The organism is Paenibacillus senegalensis JC66 (assembly GCF_000285515.1).
Taxonomy (GTDB): Bacteria; Bacillota; Bacilli; order Paenibacillales; family NBRC-103111; genus Paenibacillus_L; species Paenibacillus_L senegalensis.
Genome location: NZ_HE610959.1, coordinates 358686 through 381458 on the forward strand (window position 1 = coordinate 358686; position 22773 = coordinate 381458).

General features: G+C 48.1%; 14 protein-coding genes and 1 pseudogene. 5 read left to right on the forward strand and 10 right to left on the reverse strand.

The features are described from left to right. Window positions 1-6 precede the first annotated feature (6 nt). From PSHG_RS13650 to PSHG_RS30890, 9 genes and pseudogenes are all read right to left on the reverse strand, one after another. Window positions 7-1971, reverse strand: coding sequence for an FtsX-like permease family protein (locus PSHG_RS13650; RefSeq protein WP_010273675.1), 1965 nt, complete (start codon window positions 1969-1971; stop codon window positions 7-9). After that, window positions 1946-2717 (reverse strand): annotated as a pseudogene (locus PSHG_RS13655) (ABC transporter ATP-binding protein). Before PSHG_RS13655 ends, PSHG_RS13650 begins: the two are co-directional and overlap by 26 nt. A 501-nt stretch (window positions 2718-3218) precedes the next feature. After that, on the reverse strand, window positions 3219-3977 hold the full coding sequence (nfsA, locus tag PSHG_RS13660) for an oxygen-insensitive NADPH nitroreductase (protein ID WP_010273679.1): 759 nt from the start codon (window positions 3975-3977) through the stop codon (window positions 3219-3221). A gap of 581 nt (window positions 3978-4558) precedes the next feature. Then, on the reverse strand, window positions 4559-5263 hold the full coding sequence (locus tag PSHG_RS29410; RefSeq protein ID WP_010273682.1) for a hypothetical protein: 705 nt from the start codon (window positions 5261-5263) through the stop codon (window positions 4559-4561). A 581-nt stretch (window positions 5264-5844) separates the two neighbouring features. Beyond that, window positions 5845-6159: a pyrimidine/purine nucleoside phosphorylase gene (gene ppnP, locus PSHG_RS13670; protein ID WP_010273684.1), complete on the reverse strand. Its 315-nt coding sequence runs from the start codon at window positions 6157-6159 to the stop codon at window positions 5845-5847. A gap of 1145 nt (window positions 6160-7304) precedes the next feature. Continuing rightward, window positions 7305-11375, reverse strand: a complete 4071-nt coding sequence (locus PSHG_RS27665; RefSeq protein WP_052310065.1) for an FIMAH domain-containing protein — start codon at window positions 11373-11375, stop codon at window positions 7305-7307. 580 nt (window positions 11376-11955) lie between these two features. Continuing rightward, window positions 11956-12936 (reverse strand): polyprenyl synthetase family protein, encoded by a 981-nt coding sequence (locus tag PSHG_RS27670; protein WP_010273687.1) that lies wholly within the window; start codon window positions 12934-12936, stop codon window positions 11956-11958. Between the two features lies 1 nt (window position 12937). Beyond that, window positions 12938-13588: a response regulator transcription factor gene (locus tag PSHG_RS13685; RefSeq protein ID WP_010273689.1), complete on the reverse strand. Its 651-nt coding sequence runs from the start codon at window positions 13586-13588 to the stop codon at window positions 12938-12940. Further along, the gene (locus tag PSHG_RS30890) at window positions 13585-14907 is read right to left on the reverse strand and encodes a sensor histidine kinase (protein WP_162137288.1); all 1323 of its coding nucleotides are present in this window, start codon (window positions 14905-14907) and stop codon (window positions 13585-13587) included. Before PSHG_RS30890 ends, PSHG_RS13685 begins: the two co-directional genes overlap by 4 nt. A 1424-nt stretch (window positions 14908-16331) precedes the next feature. On the opposite strand from PSHG_RS30890, the gene sda reads away from it, so the two are divergent. Continuing rightward, entirely contained in the window at window positions 16332-16484 is a 153-nt protein-coding gene (gene sda, locus PSHG_RS31990) for a sporulation histidine kinase inhibitor Sda (RefSeq protein ID WP_392392016.1), read from the forward strand. A 270-nt stretch (window positions 16485-16754) separates the two neighbouring features. Here sda and PSHG_RS31875 read toward each other — a convergent pair whose 3' ends face one another. Continuing rightward, a complete protein-coding gene (locus PSHG_RS31875) occupies window positions 16755-17183 on the reverse strand; it encodes an AbrB/MazE/SpoVT family DNA-binding domain-containing protein (RefSeq protein WP_010273694.1) in 429 nt (142 codons plus the stop codon). Between the two features lie 695 nt (window positions 17184-17878). On the opposite strand from PSHG_RS31875, the gene pxpB reads away from it, so the two are divergent. The 4 genes from pxpB (at window position 17879) to PSHG_RS13725 (ending at window position 22338) form a co-directional block, all read left to right on the forward strand. Beyond that, window positions 17879-18643, forward strand: coding sequence for a 5-oxoprolinase subunit PxpB (gene pxpB / locus PSHG_RS13710; RefSeq protein WP_042122072.1), 765 nt, complete (start codon window positions 17879-17881; stop codon window positions 18641-18643). Continuing rightward, window positions 18640-19692 (forward strand): 5-oxoprolinase subunit C family protein, encoded by a 1053-nt coding sequence (locus PSHG_RS13715; protein ID WP_010273699.1) that lies wholly within the window; start codon window positions 18640-18642, stop codon window positions 19690-19692. The genes pxpB and PSHG_RS13715 overlap by 4 nt, the downstream gene beginning before the upstream one ends. A gap of 301 nt (window positions 19693-19993) precedes the next feature. Beyond that, window positions 19994-20773: a LamB/YcsF family protein gene (locus PSHG_RS13720; RefSeq protein WP_010273700.1), complete on the forward strand. Its 780-nt coding sequence runs from the start codon at window positions 19994-19996 to the stop codon at window positions 20771-20773. A gap of 347 nt (window positions 20774-21120) precedes the next feature. Continuing rightward, window positions 21121-22338, forward strand: coding sequence for a nitric oxide synthase oxygenase (locus tag PSHG_RS13725; RefSeq protein ID WP_010273701.1), 1218 nt, complete (start codon window positions 21121-21123; stop codon window positions 22336-22338). The last annotated feature ends 435 nt before the right edge of the window (window positions 22339-22773 follow it).

Here is a 22773-nt window from a genome sequence, read left to right on the forward strand (position 1 = left end):
TCATGTTCAGACCATTATTCGCCTAAGCTGCATCACATACCGCGCCCGGATTACTAAGAAAAACAGCAATTGCGCGGCAAAAAATGCACTGGAGGCCATTAGCACAGGCAGAGTGGTGACCTCAAGACTGAAATTTTCACCGAGAGGAGTCAGCACGACCAGCGCCTGGATGGTGGAAATAACGATTGGAATAAAGAACAGCACCGCCATTTGAATGGTCGCTGACTGCCTCATTTCGTTACGGCTAAGCCCAATCTTGGATAAAGAGCGATAAATATGCCGGTCTTGATTCAGCTCACTGAACAGCTTGAAATACAAAAAGCTCGCTGAAGCAATGGAGAATATAGCAGCCACGAACACACCGATAAAACCAAGAACAGAGGTCGATTGCTTCAGCTCATAATAATCGGATACCTTGGAACGGACGAAGTTCGCTGATGCATGGCCGCCCTCACCCTCCATCCAGGCCAACACCTGATTGCTGACCGCGACCGCTTCATCCTGCAGGCCTGGCGGCCGTTTGCCCTCCCAGGCAGGAATATGATAAAACACCTGCATGCGGCTCCAAATTTGGTCCTGCTCCCCGTATTCCTCCACGTAACGGGAATAGGCTTCGTCCGAGACAATCAGCTGCCAGGATGCTCCCCCTTCAAGATAAGCCACAAGTTCAGAACCGACTACCTGAATTTGCTCAGGATCCGCTCCGTATTGAAAATCAGCGTATATCACTTCCTTCACCGATGCATGAGAATCCGCGTATGAACTGCTAACGAGCAAATACGCCTCATCTCCGGAAAGATGTTCTGGAATATTCTTAAGGTATTCGGCCTCAGACCGCTTGGCCTGACTTAGCGGAACGAATTCCGTGTAGTATTCCGTGTAATAACCTTGTGTTCCTTCGTCCGACCTGGCGTCCGTGTAAAAGGAAGGCCAATCTATTCTTGTAAACTCCACATTATTTTGCTCTAAAATAGCTTCAATTCCCTCGGTTTCTTCGGTTATCGTCTCTTCATTGTTGACTTTGTAGACAAACGCGTACGGCATTGCTTCATACTTTTTTTTGTAGTCCATATCAATGGAAATGATCAGACCGGCACTCATACATGCCAGAGCAATAAACACGTTAACCATGAACAGCATTCTGGCGTTGTCTTTGAGCTTGTAAGCCATCTCCGAGAGCCACAGCAGATTCGTCCCTTTCCAATATAGATGACGGTTTTTCTTAAGCGCACGAATGAGCGGCACGGTCAACTGGGTATAGAAAAAATAAGTGCCGGAAATCCCTGTAATGACAGCCGCAAACAGATTTTTGGACGACAAATGTTCGGAATTGAGGTTAATGACCGACAAAGTGAGCAAAAGAACGGCAAGCAAAGCCAGCCACCACGATGTTTTAGGCTCTTCCTTGGGCTTGCTGCTGCCCTTGAGCAGCTCCAGAATCCGATTTTTGCGGATAAATACCAGAGTAAACAAAGATAGCAGGAAAAACAAAATTAAAAATGCTGTACAAGTCAGCAAAATCGCCTGGAGTGGCCAGTAAAAGGGCAGCTCCAGAATAACAATATTAGAACTTATCAGAAGAAAGGCTTTGGACAGCAGCAAGCCGCTCGCCACCCCGGCAATTACCGACGCAAACCCGATAATCATGTTCTCCATGAACACCAGCCGGTTAAGCTGCCCGGTGGTCGCACCGAGCAGAACTAGCACTCCGAATTCTTTTTGCCGGACCTTCAAGAATGTGCTGATCGAGTAAAGCACGAACAAAAAGGAAAAGATGTAAATAATGTACTCCGCCACAATCATTCCGGTCCGCGTCATCTCACCAATCCTATGCTCAAGTAAACCCGGATGGAAGATCAGCATAGCATAGCAGAAAAATATCATAACCATAAACGAGCTGCTCAGAAAAAAAGCTAGATAAGCCCGTCCGTTGCGGCGCACATTGTTAAATGCGAATTGGCGGAAGCTCATGAGCTCTCCCTCCCTGTAATCGCAAGAGAATCCATGATGCGGTGAAAGAACTCCTGCCGGCTTTCTCCCCGCCGAATCTCGTGATCGAGTCTGCCGTCTCTAATGAACACAACGCGATGACAATAGCTGGCGGCTACCGGGTCGTGACTGACAAGCAGCATTGTCGTTTCATCGCTGCGGTTTATCGCCTCCAGCATTTCCATAACGATCCGGGAGGAATTTGAATCCAAAGCGCCTGTCGGCTCATCCGCCAGCAGCAGGGAAGGTGAAGTGATCATCGCCCGGGCGATTGCGGCACGCTGTTTTTGTCCTCCGGAAATTTCATAGGTTCTCTTGTTCAGGATTTCCTGGATGCCTAGTCGCTGTGCCAATGTTTTCAGCTTGGCGTCCATCAGCTTCAGACTCTGCTTGTCCAAGGTCAATGGCAGTACAATATTTTCAGCAACCGTCAGGGTATCCAGCAGGTTAAAATCCTGGAACACAAAGCCCAGCTGACGGCGGCGAAAGGCGGCCAGCTGCGATGCTTTAAGCTGATAAGGGTTGGTTCCGCCGATAATCACTTCGCCTGAGCTTGGCGCATCAATGGTAGACACCATGTTCAGCAGCGTCGTTTTACCACTGCCGGAAGGCCCCATGATCCCCACAAATTCTCCTTTTTTTATCGCCAGGTTAATCTCGCTTAACGCTTGTGTTTTTACCTTGCCCTCATACGTTTTGTTAAGGGACTTCACCATGAGCATGTCCATAAGCAGTACTCCCCTTCTGACATTCTTTAATTCTCTCAGTGGATCGAGTTTTTCTACTGGTTTTAATGGTAGCCGTAAAAGGATAAAGAATCTTATGATTTGTCTTAAGCGAATCTTAAGTTTATCTAAAAGCAAACTGCACGATTTTTAAGATTTGCTTTTGCAGGTACAACAGCAGCAAAAGCGATCATTAAGCCGTTACATGACGCTGGTCACGGCCTGCCGGGAAAGATCATTACTTAGTACTGAGGCTTGTTCACGTGAGCTAAGCGTTTTTAAACCCGGCCTTTGTGCAAATTAAACGTTTCCTAAAGTCTTTATCTTCCTATTGCAATAAAAAAACCGTCTCCAATCGGCATTTCACATGCCGTGAGACGGGTGTAAGTTAAACAGCATATCGATCTATTCTGGTTTGCACTGCCCTGGTACTGCTCTCCGCTGCCCTGGTGCTGCTCTCCGCTACTCTGTTACAACCATCTGCTTTCAAAAAATTTGTTGAGATTATTTCAGCGGAAGCCCCTTGCTCTCCAGGAAAGATTTCATGTACAAACGGCTGGGCCGAGCCATTCTCGCCTGCATTTGAGCCGTCCAGCGATCTGCTCTTTTTCCTTGGGTACGCTCAAGATAATAAGCAGATATTTCTTCGTTATACTGCTGAAGCTGTCTCTTATACCGCTCCAGGTCCTGAGGATAAGCATCCTCGTGGTAAATATGGTCTGAAGGAAGTCTCGGCTTAGTCGCGGAAGGGGCGGACGGATACCCTGCCGCAAGTCCGAATAAGGGAATAACCCGATTAGGAGTATCCAGCAGCTCGGCAACCTCATGAAGCTGATTGCGCAGTCCGCCTATGTAGCAAATGCCAAGCCCCATAGACTCAGCGGCTATAGCCGCATTTTGCGCTGCCAGGGCGGCATCAATCACCCCGACCATGAACCACTCTGTGGATTCAAAGGAAGCTTGATAGTCGTTAGGGTCTCCTCCTTCCAGCTCAACGGATATCTCATGACGGTAGGAATCGAGACAAAACACGAAAAAATGCCCGTTCCGCCGCACCGCTTCCTGATTTCCCGCCAGCTCAGCCAGTTTGGCTTTTTTCTCGGGACTTTTGATACCTATGATGGAATATGCCTGAACGAAGCTCGATGTAGACGCCGCCTGTGCGCTTTTGACAATCCACTGGACTTGCTCATCGGTTAACGCCCGGTCTTCAAAGGCACGAATAGAACGGTGATTCAATATGGTTTCAATGACCGTGTTCATAAATCCTTCCCTCCTTCATATGTGCTGGTGGGTGCTATGCAGCATACATTTTACAGGAATTACCGTTTCTTTTCCAACGTCGGTCAAGGACAAACCTGCCATTACGGAGCCTCTCTAACCGAACCGTAACAGGCCTGCCCAACGGGCAGACCTGAAATCAATTTATATTGGAGATAGTGAACAAGGTTGATAACGGTCAGGGTTGCGGCTGGCGATTAATCGAGAATGAGCATTTCCCCGCGGTCTGTATGGTCGTCTGCACTATTTGTGAATTCTAACGCTCGCCATCGTCCCTATTTTGCTTCAAATCGCGGTTTTGGGGGCTTTTTGTAACCAATAAGAGCGAGGATGACCGAGGATGAGCGTTAGAATTAAAATCCCTGCTTTTTCTGTTAAATAAGAGCGAGGGCGAGCGTTAGAGCAAAACATCTTGCTAAACACACTCGGCTCATGGAGCACTGCGCTATACAAGGACGCCTCGCCCAGAACCGCATAGGCTGAGCATCTTGCAGACCGAGCGCGCTGGACATTTGTAGTTAAAGTGGTGTCCATGATAAATCGACAGCCTTAGGGTCCAGGAACTACTCGTAAATGAGAAAGTCATCTATCTCGCTCAAATGAAATGTATACACCCTGGATTCATCTACATGATAGACGGTCAGCATCTTCTCCTGCCGGCGGTAATTAATTAAACGGCAGGGCATACTCTCCTGAACACCCCTCCCTCTATTCACAACAACTCTCACAAGCTTGCGGTTGGCGATATATGCCTCAATCTGTGAGGCAATCTCATCGGCGTCTTCACGGGAGGACAGCTGACCCAAATAGTTATTCCCGTCTAAACTTGCTCCTTCAGAAGCTGCTTCTTCGGAATTTCTGCCTGTAGCTTCAGAGTTTCTGCCTATACCTTCAGAAGATGCTCCTACTCGATTTATCTGCTTGTGCTGGAGCTCATTACCCTCAGCCGAAAAAGAGATAACTGTCTTATTCCGAACGCTCGAAGTTTGGCAGTCGTTTGAATACCCTTCAGGCGTGTGCCGAGACTCTGCTTCCGCCTCCAACAAGTCCTTGGCCTCTCCATCATTCGGTGCTGAGCAGTATTTACCCGCAGCCCTCCTTTGTCTAATATCTTGCGTGTCATCAATGGGGGTGATTCTATAGTGCATTAACCCAGCTCCATTCAGCAACTCGGTAAGATATTCCAACGCCTGATCCAGACTCATCTTCTCCACCGTTAAATCAATCTGAAAGGAATGGGCTGACGGATGTCCTTTTGTTAATGGCATTTATTCACTCCAACCCTTCTCCGCTGGCATTAAATTTTTTGTGACTGGAGACCCAAACAAAAGTACTCCCACCTTGGAAAAAGATGGGTGAACCTCCTCATATATGTATCAGTATACTAGGCACTTAGACTTATGACAACTAGGATAAGGAATCTAAATTGAAATAGACCATTAGACCTAAACCTTTTCCACATGCAGCCTCCGATCGTCTGTTCGGAACGTTGTTCGGAGAGCCCTTACCGGAAGCCTGTTCAGAGATTCTGTCCGGAGCACCGTTCAAAAGTGTGTTCAAAAACCTGTTCGGAGCAAGTGTTCTGAGAGCATCTGCCCAGAGCAACTGATTTGAGCAGTTCTGAGCAACTGAATTTCACTGGATGACAACGGTCGGGTAAATCCCATTTTTCCTGCACTTCTATCAAGCAACCCTGAGGATGGCGGGGCTCCAGATGAATTCATGCGCATTAAAAACACGCGGTTCTTGGCAATAAAGCCAGGGCCGCGTGTATTCCCGTTGTCCCTTTTTGGAAAGCAAGTTCCGTCACATCTGTCCAGCCATGCTGTGTAGGTAAGCAGGTTAATGGTTACTCTTCATAGTAAGAGCAGCAATAATCGGCTACCTCATGAACTTTCAGCTGAAAGCTTTGGTTCGCAGGCACTTCGAAGCTGCCCTCCTGATTGATGGATTGCCACTCTCCATCCTGCAGTTTATAATCCAGCTTTCCTGCGGAAAACTCCATAATCTCACGCTGTGTTGTTGAAAATTCATATTCGCCCGGCAGCATAATTCCTAATGTTTTCTTTGTACCATCGGCAAAAACGATCGTCCGGCTTGTAACCTTCCCCTCAAAATAAATATTCGCTTTTTTGTTGATACTCACCTGTGAAAATTGTTCCATTCAGTAATCCATCCTTCACTGTAATTTCTATGTAGCTGTCGTGCCCTTCCTGCTGCTGCATGCCTTCACTGCTGCATTTATTCTTGCAGCTGCATGCCTATCCTGCTTCATCTTATTTCTGCTGCTGCATCCAACAAGCTGCTCTACAGCCAGACGAATAGATCTTGTTGATCTTTCTTTTTTATCACAAAACCGTTCATTTGAAAAGAACCTTCTAACGTTTAGCACTTATGGTCAACAGATGTCATCCATGACTGTTCCAAGGGCGGCATAAACAAAGCGGGGTTTTGCTTGCTTAAGCCCCCGCTTTGTTTAGTTTAAATCTATTCCCTGATCGACAAGACCTTATCCCGGCTCGCCCGCCGCTCTCAGCTTTGGCAGAACCGTTCGCATTAAACAGGCTCTTTCTATACGGTTTTTCGTATACATTGGTCGAGTCAGCCCGGGTGACGGCTCTTTCATACGATTTTTCTGTGAAAATAAGACGCCCCGCATAATGAGCAATCCTCGGGTAATCGTACCTCAATCACATAACTTGCTTCGAAATTTCGTCTGAACCACTGGCTGCAGGTGGCTGCTGGCCCTTAATAGCTTAAAGACCTTGCATTTGTACGATTTGTCATACAAATTTTAGGTAATTGCCCTTCAATCCCTTGTATTTGTACGACGTTTCATACAAATCTCCGGTATTCGAACTTTAACCCCATGCATTTGTACGACATTTCGTACAAATTGCAGGCACCAATCCCGCGCAGCCCTCGAACCCAGCCAACCTTGGCTATTTTCATGCTGGAGTTGTGCCTGAAAATTCAAAGGCATGACTGTTTTCGTATACATTCGCCGGGTCTGTACGGGTAACGGAACTTTCTATACGGTTTTTCGCATATAATGGCCGGGTTACCCGCTAGCTTTGCACCCACCCAGCGGCTTAGTTTATATGTGCTTAAATTTAATTTGGTTCCCCTAAACCAATCATTCATAAAAGGCATAGGCGGAAAGTTCTGTACGCCCCCGATGGACTACCCGAAGCCCTCGTGGGACCCGTACGACTCCGGGGGACTCTCGTTGGGCCCTGTACGACCCCGACGAACTCTCGTCGGGATCGTACGACTCACAAGGACTTCAGAACCCTCTTGGCACTAGCTCTACTGCCACGCGTTAAGCAGAGCATCGGCCAAGCGGTTCAGCTCAGCCTTGGCGTCAGCGTCCACATGGGAGCTCATAGCATGATGATTGAGCCTATCCTTGAACTGCTCAATATGCTTGATCGCCTGTTTCATCATATTCCGGCTGTACATCCGTTCCGCGGTCTCCAGCCGATTGGTTAACTGCTGAGCCAGGGGGCGGCGCAGCTCACCGCTGTCGATATATTGCTGCACAGTCTGCTGCAATTGAGACAGCTCCACCTGTGCCTCTAGCGTGGTCACTTCCAACACCTCGCTCGGTGCGGATTCGTTGCCCCACTCATCTTTCGCAGTTACATGAAAGGTATATTTGGTAGCCGGGGTTAATCCCTCTGCATGATAAACCGCTTCAGTTACACTGGCAAGCTTCTGTCCGTCCAGGTATACATTGTACGACAGCTCTCCGGTATCCCCGGGTACAACAGCGTCCCATACCAGCTTCACTGAGGTGGCGGTTATGTCCTCTGCTCTCAAATCGGAGGGCGCAGGCAGGTCGGCATCCTCTCCGGTCGTAAAGCTCCAGATTGGGGATACCGTGCGGCCGCCGAATTCATCCTTGGCCTCTGCGTACCAATGATAGGTTTGATTAGGTGCAAGCCCCTGCCATACAGTCTCCACTACTGATCCGCTGGCAGTTTGCGGATGCTGGCTGATCGGCTGTGCTTTGCTGTATACACTGACATCTACATAATTTGTAGCCACCCTTTTAAGCTTCGGCTCCAGATCAAGTGACAAAGTATACTCATCTGCCCATGGGTGCTCAACCGGATCATACCAGTTGTAGTCATCTTTATATGGGGAATACGTACGAACATGAAGCGTGTCGCTGGTCGTGTCAAAATGGAACAGCTTCATGTAGCCATCTCCGCCTTCGTTATGGTTCTGGTAGTCAGACAGCATCTGAAACACTCTGCGATCTGGAACACCATCTCCATCATCATCAATATCATCGGTAAGCAGCGAAGCACCAGTGTAGTGACCGCTTAACACCATGATAACATTAGGATTAGGCACCACTACATTTTCAAACAAGTAATTACCGGTAGTTGATCGTGTACCATCGGCACGAAGGTAATCGTGGAAGCTCAGAATCGCTTGGCGTTCAGGATAACGGGCCAACACATCATTTAACCAGGCGACCTCTTCCTCACCCTCGCCCCAACCCATGTAGACCATGATATAGTCATTGCCATGGGAGGAAATCAGATCATAATGACCGCGGTTGTCCTTGTAGGATTCTCCGTAGTGCGGAAGGTGCTCATAACGCGAGGCCCCGAAATAGCGGCTGTACATCGTGTAATCATTACCCGGCAGCACATCGTGATTACCTGCAAGAACACCGTTCGGAATTCCGGTAGCTTCCAACTCGCCCATTAGCCTGTCGGCTACTATCCATTGGTACTCCTGATGAGCGTTTTCTACAATATCGCCGGTGTGGAAAACGTACTCAATGTTCAATTCGTCCTTCATTTCGGCGATCCAGTCAATCTGAGCCTGCATGACATGTGACAAGGTCTGGGTGTAGTACTGTGAGTCAGACATCCAAACGAACGTGTACTGATAATCTTCACCAAGCTCCAGCTCATCCTGAATGAGGATGTTCAAGGTTCTGCCATCGAGATAGTCGCCTGCAACTATATCTCCGCTTAAGGTGAAGTCCTCTTCGGAATCCGCTACATGCAGATCGATCGTATCCCAAGTGCTATCCACCACATTCCATGCATACATGGTCACCTTGCGGCCTGGCAAGGAATGGCCTTCCCATAACAGATGAATCTCATCTGCGGCCTGCACGTTGGTGTCAACCTCTACTTCCATACGCAGATAAGGGAATTCTGTTGTGGCATCTACCGTAACGTATTGGTCGTTAACATCTGTCAGCCGGCTGATCTCTTCATCTGTCAGCATACGCTCCCCATGCGGCCGCGGGGAATCGGGCGGCTCCGTGGCGGCAGCGCCGGCGTACCAAGTAACGCTGTCCGTCCGGGAAGCATTATATTTGTAACCTTGATAGAAACTAACTTCCAGCGGGTCAGCAGACGGATCGCTGACGGTTACAGCCAAGGCCGGACTGAAGCCCGCAACGCTTTCACCGTTGGCCGGCTGTATAAGAACGGGAGTATGCGGGTGCTCTTCTGCTGTCGAGAAGCGGATCACTTCTTCCGTAAGGTTCCCGGCTAAATCTGTCGCGGTAATCACCAGTTCATGCTCTCCGGGAGGCAGCTGGCCAGAGGAAGTCGCATATGGCAGCTCAATCGGCTCCCCATTCAATATAGCCTCTACGCTATCCACACCTGTAACCGTATCCGCTGCGCTTACATCAATTAAGATTTCGCCTTTATAGCTTTGGCCATTCTGAACAGTCGTATTGAGACTTGGGCCTGTGTTATCGACCACAACGGTGACCGAGGTCGATTTATGATCGGGAGTAACGGCCTCAACGACGTACTCTCCATCCGAAAGCTGAGTCGTATCCCACTCCAAAACCTTTGCCGTAGCGTTCGCTGCCGGAACGGTAAATTCAAAGTCGACGACAGGCAAATATCTTCCATTGTCCCCCATATCCAGAACAAGAGTAGGATCACTGTACAGCGGATCACGAAGCACCGTACCGTCAGCCAAGACAAGACGGACATTGCGGACGTCGAAATCATCCAGATTCTCATGCGGAGCGCCATTATAAGGCTCGACTTGAGAGCCGGCAACGATGGATATGGTATTGACCCCGCTCTTGATCGTCTCCACAGGGGTAACTATCGTTTCAAAACCAACAACCCGGTAATCAATCAGACGGATGATTTCGCCTTCGGTCTGAATCGTGTTCTTAAAGTAATTATCGAATCCGTTCACCTCAAACACGAAGAAAGCGGACTCTTCCAAACCTGGATGAGCCGATGCGGCTTCCTCTCCATCGATACGCAAAGAAATATGTTCAGGGCTGTAGCCATTCGCGCCGGCCTTCAGGAGGTAAGTGCCGCTAACGATTTGGCCATCCTCAGCATTCAGACGGGGAGTTTGCGGGCCATAAGTAATGTCCAGTGTGTAAACTTCACTTGTCGTCTCGTTCGTCCCGTCATCGCCCACATAATAGTAGTCTATTGACTCCGCCCCCGCGGCATCCAGCACATCCAGCGTATAGCGGAAATAGCCGTCCTCGCGGTCAACTCGTAATACCTGCTCGGTATACTCGCTTTCATTATCTTTTTTGTAGAAGAGAGATAAGTTCTTGACCAGATTCTCATCGCGGGCATCAACAGTAAAAGTGATAGGCGTCCCCGGAAGTGCTGTTGGCGCGGTGAGATCCTCAATGACTGGCGGGATGACATCATCTTCAACAAGCAAAAGTTCATCCGGCACCTGTCCGGGATCCACACTGCCCGGTGTGGCAAATCTTTCTCTGGAGCTAATCTTGATCATTTCGTTCGAACCAGGCTCCGGATAGCGGTATACGACACCGAGGTCCGCTGCCGCGTCCGTCATTCCCAGATTGTAGGCGGCTGACACCAGCTCATGACCCGAATTGGTAGCTACGATCAGCCAACGGGTCCGGCTGCTGTGCATACCGACATCCATTTTGACTATATCCACGTCCTCTACCAGATTGGTACCGAAATGGGCGTTAAACGTATCGACGGTCTCGTTCACATTAGCGCTATTCTGCCCCCACAGAACGAGCGTCTTGCCCGGCTGGATGACAATGTCTTCCTTATAAGGAACCCACGTCAAATCATTATCGGGACTGGTTGGGTAACGATAAAGAATTTTGTAATCGGAAAAATCTATTGGCTGATTCGTGTTGTTATAAATTTCTATGTACTCAAAAGCATCATTCGTGGCGCTGCCATGAGTGGACCCTATCGTTGTAGGGACAATCTCGGTGATCAGAATGGGGGGAACGGACCATGGGGTTTCCGCAGATGACGAGACGACGTTCTTACTGTTTTCAGCAAAAGCAAGCGGAACAACTGTGGTAAACAGTAAACAGAAAACCAGAACAAAAGATACTTTGCGCAACATCCTACTTTTTCGCATTTGCAGCCTCCCAATTTTTTTTGTGAACGCTTACAGACATGCTTGCTACAGATTTGGACATTTGCTCATTATTAAACCTTTGCTTGATGCATTTATATCGTACCACATGCTGTCAAAGGATGTAAACTATTGGAATATAGTTTTGTAGACCTATTTTTATAGATTTGGTTGAAAATATTACGGCTGGATGAATGGTAGAGTTATAGCATAAAAAGCCCTTCCAAATAAAAACGGATCAATCAAACTAGCGGTTACGCTGATGATTGATCCGTTTTTATAGGATTAGATAGCCTAAATCTGCCGGGAGACGCCGACAAACCTTATTTAGCACCACGCCAGCTCTCAGCGCGCGGTGTTTCGCAGCAAGACGGCGTTTAATCGAGTACATGATACATCCAAGATCAATAGCATGCCTTGTGATTGGGGTGCTATAGATCGGGTGCTACTGCTGTTGGGATGCTAGATTAGGGCGCTATTACTATTTTAGGGGGCTATTACTATTGGGATGTGCGCTGCCAGTACGGCACAAATGCTATAGTATGTATGATCATTCGAAACTGTTCCCGATTGGACAATCTGCCTAATCTTCAGTCCCTTCCGGATGAAGCAGAGCCGAAGCGGCTTCTGAAGCCGGGCTTCTCTCACCTATCGTCATTACCCGCAGCTTCTCTTTCCACTCTTCTACCCCTTCCAGCAGATCGAACAGCTCGTGTGCTCTATCTATGTAAAGATTTTGAATAGCTCTACCATATTGCAGACAGCCGGATTGCTCTACAAAAGCAAGGCATTCATCCTGATGCTGAAGAAACTTCTCTTTACTTAATGCCCCCTCATAATATTGCTGCAATATTGGGAAATCCTCTTCGCTATAGCTTAATAAATATAGAACAGGAAGTGTTTTTTTGCGGCTCAGCAAATCACTTTTAGCATCGAGGCGGCCAACATCGCGGAGATCGTTTTCCAGTTGGGCAATGATGCCTAAGCAGCTGGCCAATTCGTCAAGGACGGCTAGCTGGGGGGAAGACATGGGCGAGACAGCCAGACCGAAATACATGGCGAGACGAATCAGCGATCCTGACTTCTGCTGCACCATAATGATATAATCTTCCTCCGATTCCACCGCATTACTAATATCCCGGTACTGCCCTTCAATAGAAAGCGCAGCCAAGCGGCTGGCTTCCCCTAATAAAGGATAAATGGCAAAAGGCTCGCTTTCCTTCAATCGGCCCAGTTCTCCATAGCAGCAGTTAAGCAGCCCCAGAACGGCATTTAACGTGTGGGAAGGCGGGGAAACCATCCACGGCTTGTCCACGTTGTCCTGGTCTTGAAGGTCGTCAACTATATCCAGGGCAAGCATGAATAGTTCACTGATGGCAGCCAGCCTGTAGATAGAGTCTGAGCTGCCGCCGGCCATCCAATGGGAGTACAGAGTGAGCTGCTGCCAATAACAGCTTTCCTGCTGCTTGTCCCTCAGGTAGGAATGAACAAGAGTTAACAAATCATTGGGTTGAATATAGTCATTTACCAGGCCTTCTGCTTGCTCCCATACTTTATCCCGCATGCTAATCTTCCTTTCTGATTTCTTCATAGTAGGGACTTTGGATATACTTTTCGATCGCTTTCACCTTCGAAGGGACTCCCAGCTTTTTATATATTTTTTTCAAATAATTGTCTACAGACCGTTTACTGGCATGGATAATCTCCGCTACTTGTTCATGGGTGTAGCCGCTCACGATCAAATTCATAATCTTGATTTCTTCAGGGGTTAGTTCTTCCTCCAATGCCCCCTCTCCTGATATTAGCCGCAGCCGCGTAAATAAAGACAATGGAATGACCGTATGATTATCAAGTATCGCAGAGACCATCGATTTGATCGTATGCTCGCCCGATTCCTTGGAAATAATCCCGCTAACGGGAATATCCAGCAGCTTATTATAAAACTCCTCGACCTCCTTACCGGTAAAAATCACGATGTGAGTGTCCGGATATTGGGCTTTTACACGCTTGGCTACTTCACTCCCCGGCATATCCGGCAGCTGATAATCGAGCATGACCAAGCCCGGCTTGGAATGCTCAATCATATCGAGACAAGCTTGGCCGCTATGGACAACCCCGATCACCTCGATTCCCTCCAGTCCCTGCAGCAGCTGTTTGGTTGCCTGAGCAATTAACGGATGATCATCGACAACAATTACTTCTATAGTAGCATTCACGCTGTCATCTCCTCGCTAATAGGAATTTGGATCGAAATTTGAACACCCTTTCCTTTCTCTGATTGCATCGTAAACTGGCCATTCAAGTAGTAAACCCGGCTTCTCAGCTGGTTCAGACCCATTCCGGAAACGCTGGTATCCAGCGGCTGCTTCAGGTCTACCCCGACTCCATCGTCCTCATAATGCAAATAAAAGAAGTTTCGCTCAATGCCTAGGGCGAGGTATACATGTTTTGCCTCCGAATGCTTCTTGGCATTAGTCAGCAGCTCCTGGACAACTCTGAACAAATGGCGATGGGTTTCCTGCGGCCATGCTTCAATCTTATCGGTATCGTTGCTATAGAAATGGATCTCGTAATCGCTGTGAAGCTGTTCCTCTTTAACCAATTTGTTAATCGTACCGATTAAGCCGATTTCGTTCAGCAAGTGCGGGTGAAGCTCGAAGCAGCTGTAGCGTAGACTCATATTGATCGTCTCCACATATTCAACCTGCTTGTCTAACTCTTGGTAGGTTTCGTTACCGGAGGCAAAGGAATCCCGAATAGCCCCAAGCTTCCGCTTCAAGAAAAACAGGTCCTGCATCGTCGTATCATGTAAATCATTGGCAATCCGTATCCGTTCCTTCTCCTGAAGCTCGAACATCAGCTTGCGGAACCACACAAAATCACGGGCCGACTGCTCATTCGGAAGCTGCCCTGCAAGCTGCTCCAGCTTAACGGACAATTTGCGAATAAGGTAAATATTTTCCAAGCTAACAGCCAAATAAGTTGTAATTAAGCGCAGCCAATCCTGTTCCTCTTTGCTTATAAAGGTCCCGTTCTTCTTGTGCCCAATCACCAGATAGCATGTATAATCTTCGTGCTTGGTCACCTCTAATTGAAAATATTGCTTATCAGCATCCGGAACTGCCAGTTCTTTCTCTACTATTTCTTTGTCCATTGTGCCTTCTAGTATGAACTCGCTATTGTCAGAATAAATAAGAACCAGCGCAGCGCCTTCTGCGTGCAAAATAGTTGCGATATCTTTCAAAATAATATCTTTCAATTGCCCAAACTGCGTGATTGATCTTAAATCTTTAGCCACTTTATTAAGCCCTATGTGCAAGTAATATCTACGAGGAAACATAATTTTCTCAATTTTGTTCGTAATGTACTCGAGCCAATATAAAATGACAGACATTATAGTAAGTGTAACCATAAAGCTGTACAAAAACTGATTCCCGCTGCTCTCCGGATGAATCACATAGGAAAGAATAAACGTTATCAGTAATGAGGGAATTAAAGCAAGTAGAATCGTAAAGAGAATCCGTCGGATGATCAAATCTACATCATAAAGCTTTTTTGTAAGTATAAGGTAAGCAAATGTTAACGGAAAAAACAAGACAAACCAACCGGTCACAAAAGAATTTGCCCATTCATGTCCGAATAACATTAAAGGCAGCATAGACAACGAAATGATCGGAGAAAATGATATGATTAATGACCAAAATACAGTTTTTATAATAGAGAGGATGTAACTCTCAGATTTGCGAAACTTGTAATAAATGTAAACCAAATAAGCAAGACTTGCCAAAATCCCAACAATCATTATGAATATATTGATATTGAGAATTGAAGAATAAACCGGGTAAATGTAAGCACTATCTGAAAAGAATAGCAGTTTAGGTAAGCAAAGAATAGCAACAGAAATATACATAAACTTAAACAATTTTGTGGAAAAAGAGATTCCTGTTTTTTCTTTAAGAAACACAATTAAAAAATGCAAAAACAAAATCGGGAGTACAGTTACTAATGTGCCTATAATTATTTTTCCTAGCGCATCTCCTCGGCTTGATGCCCCAAGACACATAAAAATAAAACCGATTATTACAAATAACATGCTTAAATACAAAGCAGAACGTGATTTTTTTAGATTTCGATACAGGAGAAAAGCTAGAGCAAAGCTAATTACTTCTCCGACTAACGGAAAGAAATCGAATATAGGCGAGCTTTGCGTGTTCTTAAAATTCATTGAGTAAGTTTTCCCGTCCCTCAAGTACTCAATCCCATTCGCCTGTTCTATTGTTCTCCATTTCTTCACAGTAAAATAATCTTCAGCCGGCATACCATCTATAGTTAAGATAATATCGTTCAAACGAAGACCGTTTTGGATCGCATTATTGTTCTCGTACAACATGGAAACTTCAGTTTGATTCAGTTCATTAAATTCAACAACAATTCCTTGAATGGGAGTTTTAAACGTAATACTCATAAACCAAAGCTGAACTACACAAAATATGATCAATAAAATGCCAAAAAAAACTTTGTTACGCAAATAAAAAACCCCCCACATTTTGACATTATTTGATATAATTCATTTGTAATTACAAAATATCAACAGCTAGAAAGGGAGATGTCGAATGAACAAAGTGTCCGTTAGCTGGTCACCCGCATTAAAGCAATCTGTCAGAGAGAACGCAGCCAAGCAAGCAGAGCTTCATCCTGTTAAAAAAGAAGCTCTTACACCATGGTTTTAATTTCTACTCTCTAAAGCTTGTCCATCTAATTAATAGATGGACAAGCTTTTTTTGCGCAAAACACAAATGGAAACTGATGGAAACGAAAAGAATTTTGCACTTTTATGCAACAAACTTGCGCTGACAACCTAACATCATCCCCATATAATGGAATACAAGATGGTTCATTACAAATTCGGCCGTCAGATGCCGATCTAACATATTGTGTGGAGGGGTAAGAATCATGCATATGCTTAGCAATCACCACTTAATAGGTTTGTATGAACAATCTGTGGCACTTGAACTGGATCAAGAGTTTCTAGATTTGATACTCTCGGAAATCAAGCGCAGAAATCTCAAACCTTACAACCAAGAATTAACTAGTACTTTAGGGCAAATCTAGTCTTAAAGTACTGATTGCTGAACTCATAATGGCAAAGCCTTACAGAAATTATACTACACTTAGTTAAGAGCCACTACGTTTTTTTACATTTCACGACCTTTACTCCAATCTTTTCCTTTTCAACCTAGAAAAAGCCCTAAACCTGCGAGGCTGCCACCTCTTTAAGTTTAGGACTGTAAATATACTTCATTATTGCTACGCCAGGTGGCGCAATTAAATCTCTTCTGCTAAAGAGAGTCTTTCTCCAGTGGCTGCTACCAACTTGAGAAATTACGTCAGTTCCTTAATCAATTGGCTGACACGCCCTTGTGAAATTCCCACCTGAGCGGCCAATTCCTTTTGCGAAGCGTGAGGAAACTTTTGCATTGCGGTCAGCAATCTTTGCATCGTATCCTTTCGCTTGACACGCTTCACTTCTATTTCCGGTATAGGTTCAGGTACCGGTTCTTTGTGTTTGCCCATACTGGTTATACAATGAGCACATATAAAGCGCTCCTTGAAGTAGCGAAGCTCTACTGTTCCTTTGCAGAATAAGCATTCCTCCGCCCGATATTTGCGAATCATGATACTCTGCTTTTCATCGTCGTAAAAAAACTCTACCGGGTCGCCCTCTTCCAATTCTAGTACTCTTCTTAATTCGATTGGAAGTACGATTCGCCCTAGTTCATCCACCAAGCGGACAATTCCCGTACTCTTCACTTGCTACCCTCCTTTCATGTCATCATTTTCCATATTATATCATAACTCACAAAATGACCAGACCTAATTGAATACGTTTCCCTATAGTCCTATATCCGGACAGCTATGGTTTTTCCCAGCAAAACCCTTGATTTCACTGAGTTTTTCTGCTCAACCGATGGTCAGATTCTAGCTAAAACGGATAATGAAGATTCTTGGTTTTATTACTTATTATTAGGTTAAGCCCATTTTTGTTTCCGGCCTGATCCTGTTAATAACCAAAATACTTTTTTGAAAAACGGATGCAGGCACAGCCCCTTTCATGTTAATGACTCCGACTGCAACTTACGCTTCCTGCAGGCTGCTTTTCATATCGGAACCATAGATATTTTATGGAACTTTTTTGATTACACCTATGACTTTTTCCAGCGGGTTCACTGTTTGCCGCAGGCCTTGGGTGACCTTGCGTGGCCCTTCGCCTTGCATGGCCTTCGGTGGTCTTATGTGTGGCCTTCGGTGGTCTTATGTGTGGCCTTTGGTGACCTGCTTGGCCCTTCGCCTTGCATGGCCTTCGGTGGTCTTATGTGTGGCCTTCGGTGGTCTTATGTGTGGCCTTCGGTGGCCTTGCGTGGACAGCGGCTTCCATTGTATCTTAGGATAATAGAATGATGATGCGGCGCTTCATCATCTGCTTAACCATTGGAGTTGATCAGCCTATGACCAAGTTTAGCTTGAGTCCAAAACAGCCCCGGCTTTTTCCGCTCGGGGAGGAAGCTGTACTCGCTCAATTCGCCAATGAAATCGGAGAGGAATGGTTGGTCCAAGTAGCCTCCCTTCACCAGGAGCTGCTGCTCCACCCCTTCCCGGGAATGCGGGAGATCGTTCCCGCTTATGCCTCGTTAGCCATATATTACGATCCATTGGAAGTGCTTTATGGCAGCGTGAAAACTGCCGATTGGCGCACCCCGTCTTCCACCTCTTCCCCTTATGAGCAGGTATGCCGATTTGTCGAAAAAGCTTGGCAGACGATGAACGGGATTAGCCTGGATCATCATCGCACGGTGACACTGCCGGTATGCTACGGTGGCGAATACGGCCCCGATCTGCTGGAGGTGGCCAGCTATCACGGCCTTACGGCTGACGAAGTCATTCGTCTGCATAGTGAAGCGGCTTACCGGGTTTACTTAATCGGGTTTTTGCCAGGATTTGCTTATATGGGAGGGCTGCCTGCCGAGCTGCATACTCCCCGCCTGGCGACACCGCGCAAGGAAATTGCTGCCGGTTCGGTTGGCATTGCCGGAGCCCAGACCGGTATTTATCCGCTTGCCTCACCGGGAGGGTGGCAGCTGATCGGGCGTACGCCGCTACCCTTGTTCGACCCGGCAGCCGCCCCTCCCTCTCTTCTGAGGGCCGGAGATATCGTCCGCTTCCAGCCCGTCACCCGTGACGAATATCAAAAATGGCAGGAGGATGCACGATGATTATAAATCCGAAGAATCACCTGCACATTTTGGAGCCCGGGCTGTGGACGACGATACAGGACAGCGGCCGCCGCGGCTACCAGCACGCGGGAGTCCCTGTCTCGGGAGCGCTGGATGCCACCGCTTTGCGGATTGCCAACCTCCTGGTTGGCAATCCGCGCGGTGCCGCCGCGCTCGAGATCACGATGGCGGGGCCTAGCCTCCGCTTTGCGGGCGATGCACTCATCGCCCTCTGCGGCGGGGACCTGGGCCCCTCCATCAACGGTGAAGCGGTGCCGGGCTGCCGCCCCGTTCTCGTCCGGGGCGGCAGCGAGCTTCGCTTCACCGGCGCGGCGCATGGCTGCCGCGCGTACCTCGCCGTCGCCGGCGGCGTGGACGTAGCGCTGGTGCTGGGCAGCCGCAGCACGTACGTCCGCGCCGCCCTTGGCGGGCTCGGCGGGCGGCCGCTCCAGCGCGGCGATAAGCTGCCGCTGGGCACGCCACCGGCCGCGGCGCTGGCGCTGGCGCAAGCGCTCGCTGAGACGCACAGCTCAGCAGAAGCGCGGGCGTTCCGAGCGGTGCGCTGGTACGCGGCGCTGGGCGCGGCTGCGGCGTCCGGCAGGGAAGCACTCGTCCGCTTCGTGCCGGGACGCGAGCACGGGCGCTTCACAGCGGACAGCCAGCGCCGCTTTGCGCAGGAGCGCTATACGCTTACGCCGCAGTCCGATCGGATGGGGCTGCGGCTCGCCGGCGCGCCCCTGCGGCTGGAGCAGCAGGAAGAGCTCGTTTCCTCTCCGGTTACGGAAGGAACTGTGCAGGTACCGGCTGACGGGCAGCCCATCATACTGATGGCCGACCGCCAAACGACTGGCGGCTATCCCCGCATCGCCCAGATTGCTGCTGTTGATCTGCCGAAGCTCGCCCAGCTGCGACCTGGGGCTTCCGTCGTTTTTCAGGAAGTCTCCAGAGAAGAAGCAGAACAGCTCTACTTGCAGAGAGAGCTTGAGCTGCTTGCTCTCGAGACCGGAATTCAAACCCTCATCCGCAGCAGTGAACCTATTAGCTGCTGACGGCCTTCAGAAGCTGCAGCAGTTGCTGGGCTGTGCCGCTCACGAAACTCACCATGCGTGCAATAGCAGACTTTACTGTGGCTTGCTGGGGCTGTGGCGCAGCAGACTTTGCTGGGGGCTTGCTAGGGCTGTGCTATAGCAAGCCTCGCTGATGCCGTGCGGTATTTCCGGACATCCGAAACAACATCGGCACATTTTGAATAGCTCGTGCCATGACAGCAGATAAAAGTTTAACCACAGATTTCTGAGCTGAGCCTATTGGTTCAGAACTCTGTAAACCTATAAAAAGGAAGTGTAAGTCATGCCGTCCACATACATCGATTTGAATAGCGACTTGGGAGAGCAATTCGGAATCTATCAATTAGGTCGGGATGACGCTATTTTGGAGCTGGTAACTTCAGCCAATATCGCATGCGGGTTCCATGCTGGAGATCCTTCCGTCATGCGCAGCACCGTAAAAAAAGCTTTGCAGCAAGGAGCCGCCATCGGTGCTCATCCGGGCCTGCCCGATCTTGCAGGCTTTGGCCGCAGGAATATGGCGGTTAGCCCACAGGAAGTTTATGATATGGTGCTTTATCAGATAGGAGCTTTAGCCGCTTTTGTCCAGTCTGAAGGCGGGAAGCTGCAGCATGTTAAGCCCCACGGAGCGCTATATAATATGGCCGCAGCTAATAAGAAGCTTGCCGCAGCGATTGCCGAGGCAACAGCGCGCTTTGATTCGTCGCTGGTGCTGTACGGGCTAGCCGGATCTGCGCTGATCGAAGCGGGACAGCAGTTCGGCTTACGCACAGCGAGCGAAGCATTTGCCGACAGAACCTACCAGGAGGACGGTTCCTTAACACCGCGCCATCTGCCCGACGCCTTAATTCATCAGCCTGAACAGGCCGCTGCCCAGGTCGTTCGCATGATTAAAGAAGGCAAGGTCCGTACCGTTCAAGGCAGTGACTGGACGCTGCAAGCGGACACGATTTGCATACACGGAGATGGAGATCAGGCGCTCGCTTTTTCCAGACATATTCGGGAAGCGTTGATCACCTCAGGTATTGAACTGCGAGCAATTGGCAGAACGGACAGCATATGAAAGAATATTTTCCAGTCTTAAGCAAACGTATTAGCTGATTAGGGGTTGTCCAGAAGTCAGTGAAAACTGACAACGGAACGCCCCGTTTCTGTTGTATAGCAAAAATCAGGCTGCGACCTAGGTCCTTCGCGTTTGCTTGAAATAACTATCAAGCTGCTCCCTCTTTAACTCAGCTTTTATAACAGCTTAGACAGTTTTGTGAACAAGCTTGTAAACAGCGGTGCTTCTGGTAGACTTTTAACTAACTCGTTTTGCTTATCGTGCCTCTTCAGGACAAGCTAAAATTACGGCAGATTTAACTTATTCTTTGGCGGATGCAGGTGGATGATATGAAGAAGGATAGTTTAATGAAGGATAGTTTAATGAAGGATAGCCTTGTGAGTGATAGCTTAGCGAAGAATAGTCTGGTTAGAGGTAATCTAGTGAGTGATAGCTTAGTGAGTAGCAGTCAGCTGAAGGGCGCTCTATGCAAGGACAGCCTTTTGAAGGAGGCTGGCGCCTTTATCGAAACCTGCTATGCAGAACTTAACAAAAGCAAGGAAGAAATCAATCGCCGTCTCCGGGAAGTTGCTGACAGTATCTATGACTCAGGAACGTATACTCATACCTATGAAGAGTTGGAGTACGGGGCCCGGATGGCTTGGCGCAATAACAGCCGCTGTATAGGGCGCTTGTTCTGGAAAAGCCTGCATGTCCTCGATCAGCGACAGCTCACGGACGAAGCTTCCGTCATGAAAGCTCTCCTGCACCATCTGGATTATGCCACTAATGGCGGTAAAGTCCTGCCTGCCATTTCCGTTTTCAAGCCGCAGACTGAAGACTTTCACTTAAGAATCTGGAACCATCAGCTAATTCGCTATGCCGGTTACGAAACATCAGAAGGAATACTAGGCGATCCGCATTCTCTCGCTTTCACTCGCTTATGTACGGAGCTCGGTTGGTCCGGCAGGGGCACTGCCTACGATGTTCTTCCTCTTGTCGTCCAGCTTAACGAGCGCCCTCCCATCTGGATGGAAATACCTAAAACGCTGATCAAGGAAGTCAGCATCACCCATCCCGTGAAGCGGGAGCTGGATGCATTGAATTTACGGTGGTATGGTGTTCCTTTCATCTCTGATATGCGTATGGTAATAGGCGGCTTACAGTATACGGCTGCTCCTTTTAACGGCTGGTATATGGTTACGGAAATAGCAGCGCGCAATCTGGCTGATGAACAACGCTACAACGTTTTGCCGCTAGTGGCAGAAGCTATCGGTTTGGATACTTCCTCGAACCACACCTTCTGGAAGGATAAAGCGTTGGTTGAGCTGAATGAGGCCGTCTATCACTCTTTCCGGGAGCACAAGGTAAGCATCGTCGATCATCATACTGCAGCCGAGCAATTCGCTATATTCGAGCGGCAGGAAGAGGAGCAGGGCCGAGAGGTGAACGGCAGGTGGTCCTGGCTAATCCCGCCCCTATCTCCGGCAACGACCGCTGTTTGGCATAAAGCCTACCAAGAGCGGAAAGTCAGCCCGAATTATGAATACCAGGAACCGAAAGGAAGCTGTCCGTTCAGCAAATAGCCTTTGTCCCCACTCGTGTGCCGATCGACCGCCGTCATGCAGAGAATCACTGTGCGCTGGGGGGGATGCTTGTTTTTGCCGCTATTTATATTCGAAATTTTTCAGAAAAGGAGTTTTCCATGAATCAAAAAATGAAATACCTGCTCGTTTTCCTGCTCGGCATGGTCACTTATTTTGTGGTATCCAGTATTATAAAGCTTATTTAACAGCACAACATTACTCAGCAAAAATTCTATATTGCGATTCGATTTCCATTTGCAAGCTTTTAGTCACGCTTACCAGGAGACCCCCTTGAAAATTGCCAAGAGAAACTGTGTTGGGAATCACCAATTGGACGACAAAAGGCCTCTCCCGTCCGAGGCTGAGCGTTACCATCTTCTAGCCACTAAAAGCGAACTAAGAGTGCTGATACACTTCCCGTTCGCTCGCAACATC

Bases quoted from the DNA above. Each gene is read 5' to 3' on its own strand.
- PSHG_RS13650 (WP_010273675.1), bottom strand. From the start codon at position 1,971: ATGAGCTTCCGCCAATTCGCATTTAACAATGTGCGCCGCAACGGACGG.
- nfsA (WP_010273679.1), bottom strand. From the start codon at position 3,977: ATGAACACGGTCATTGAAACCATATTGAATCACCGTTCTATTCGTGCC.
- PSHG_RS29410 (WP_010273682.1), bottom strand. From the start codon at position 5,263: ATGCCATTAACAAAAGGACATCCGTCAGCCCATTCCTTTCAGATTGAT.
- ppnP (WP_010273684.1), bottom strand. From the start codon at position 6,159: ATGGAACAATTTTCACAGGTGAGTATCAACAAAAAAGCGAATATTTAT.
- PSHG_RS27665 (WP_052310065.1), bottom strand. From the start codon at position 11,375: ATGCGAAAAAGTAGGATGTTGCGCAAAGTATCTTTTGTTCTGGTTTTC.
- PSHG_RS27670 (WP_010273687.1), bottom strand. From the start codon at position 12,936: ATGCGGGATAAAGTATGGGAGCAAGCAGAAGGCCTGGTAAATGACTAT.
- sda (WP_392392016.1), top strand. From the start codon at position 16,332: ATGCTTAGCAATCACCACTTAATAGGTTTGTATGAACAATCTGTGGCA.
- pxpB (WP_042122072.1), top strand. From the start codon at position 17,879: ATGACCAAGTTTAGCTTGAGTCCAAAACAGCCCCGGCTTTTTCCGCTC.
- PSHG_RS13715 (WP_010273699.1), top strand. From the start codon at position 18,640: ATGATTATAAATCCGAAGAATCACCTGCACATTTTGGAGCCCGGGCTG.
- PSHG_RS13720 (WP_010273700.1), top strand. From the start codon at position 19,994: ATGCCGTCCACATACATCGATTTGAATAGCGACTTGGGAGAGCAATTC.
- PSHG_RS13725 (WP_010273701.1), top strand. From the start codon at position 21,121: ATGAAGGATAGTTTAATGAAGGATAGCCTTGTGAGTGATAGCTTAGCG.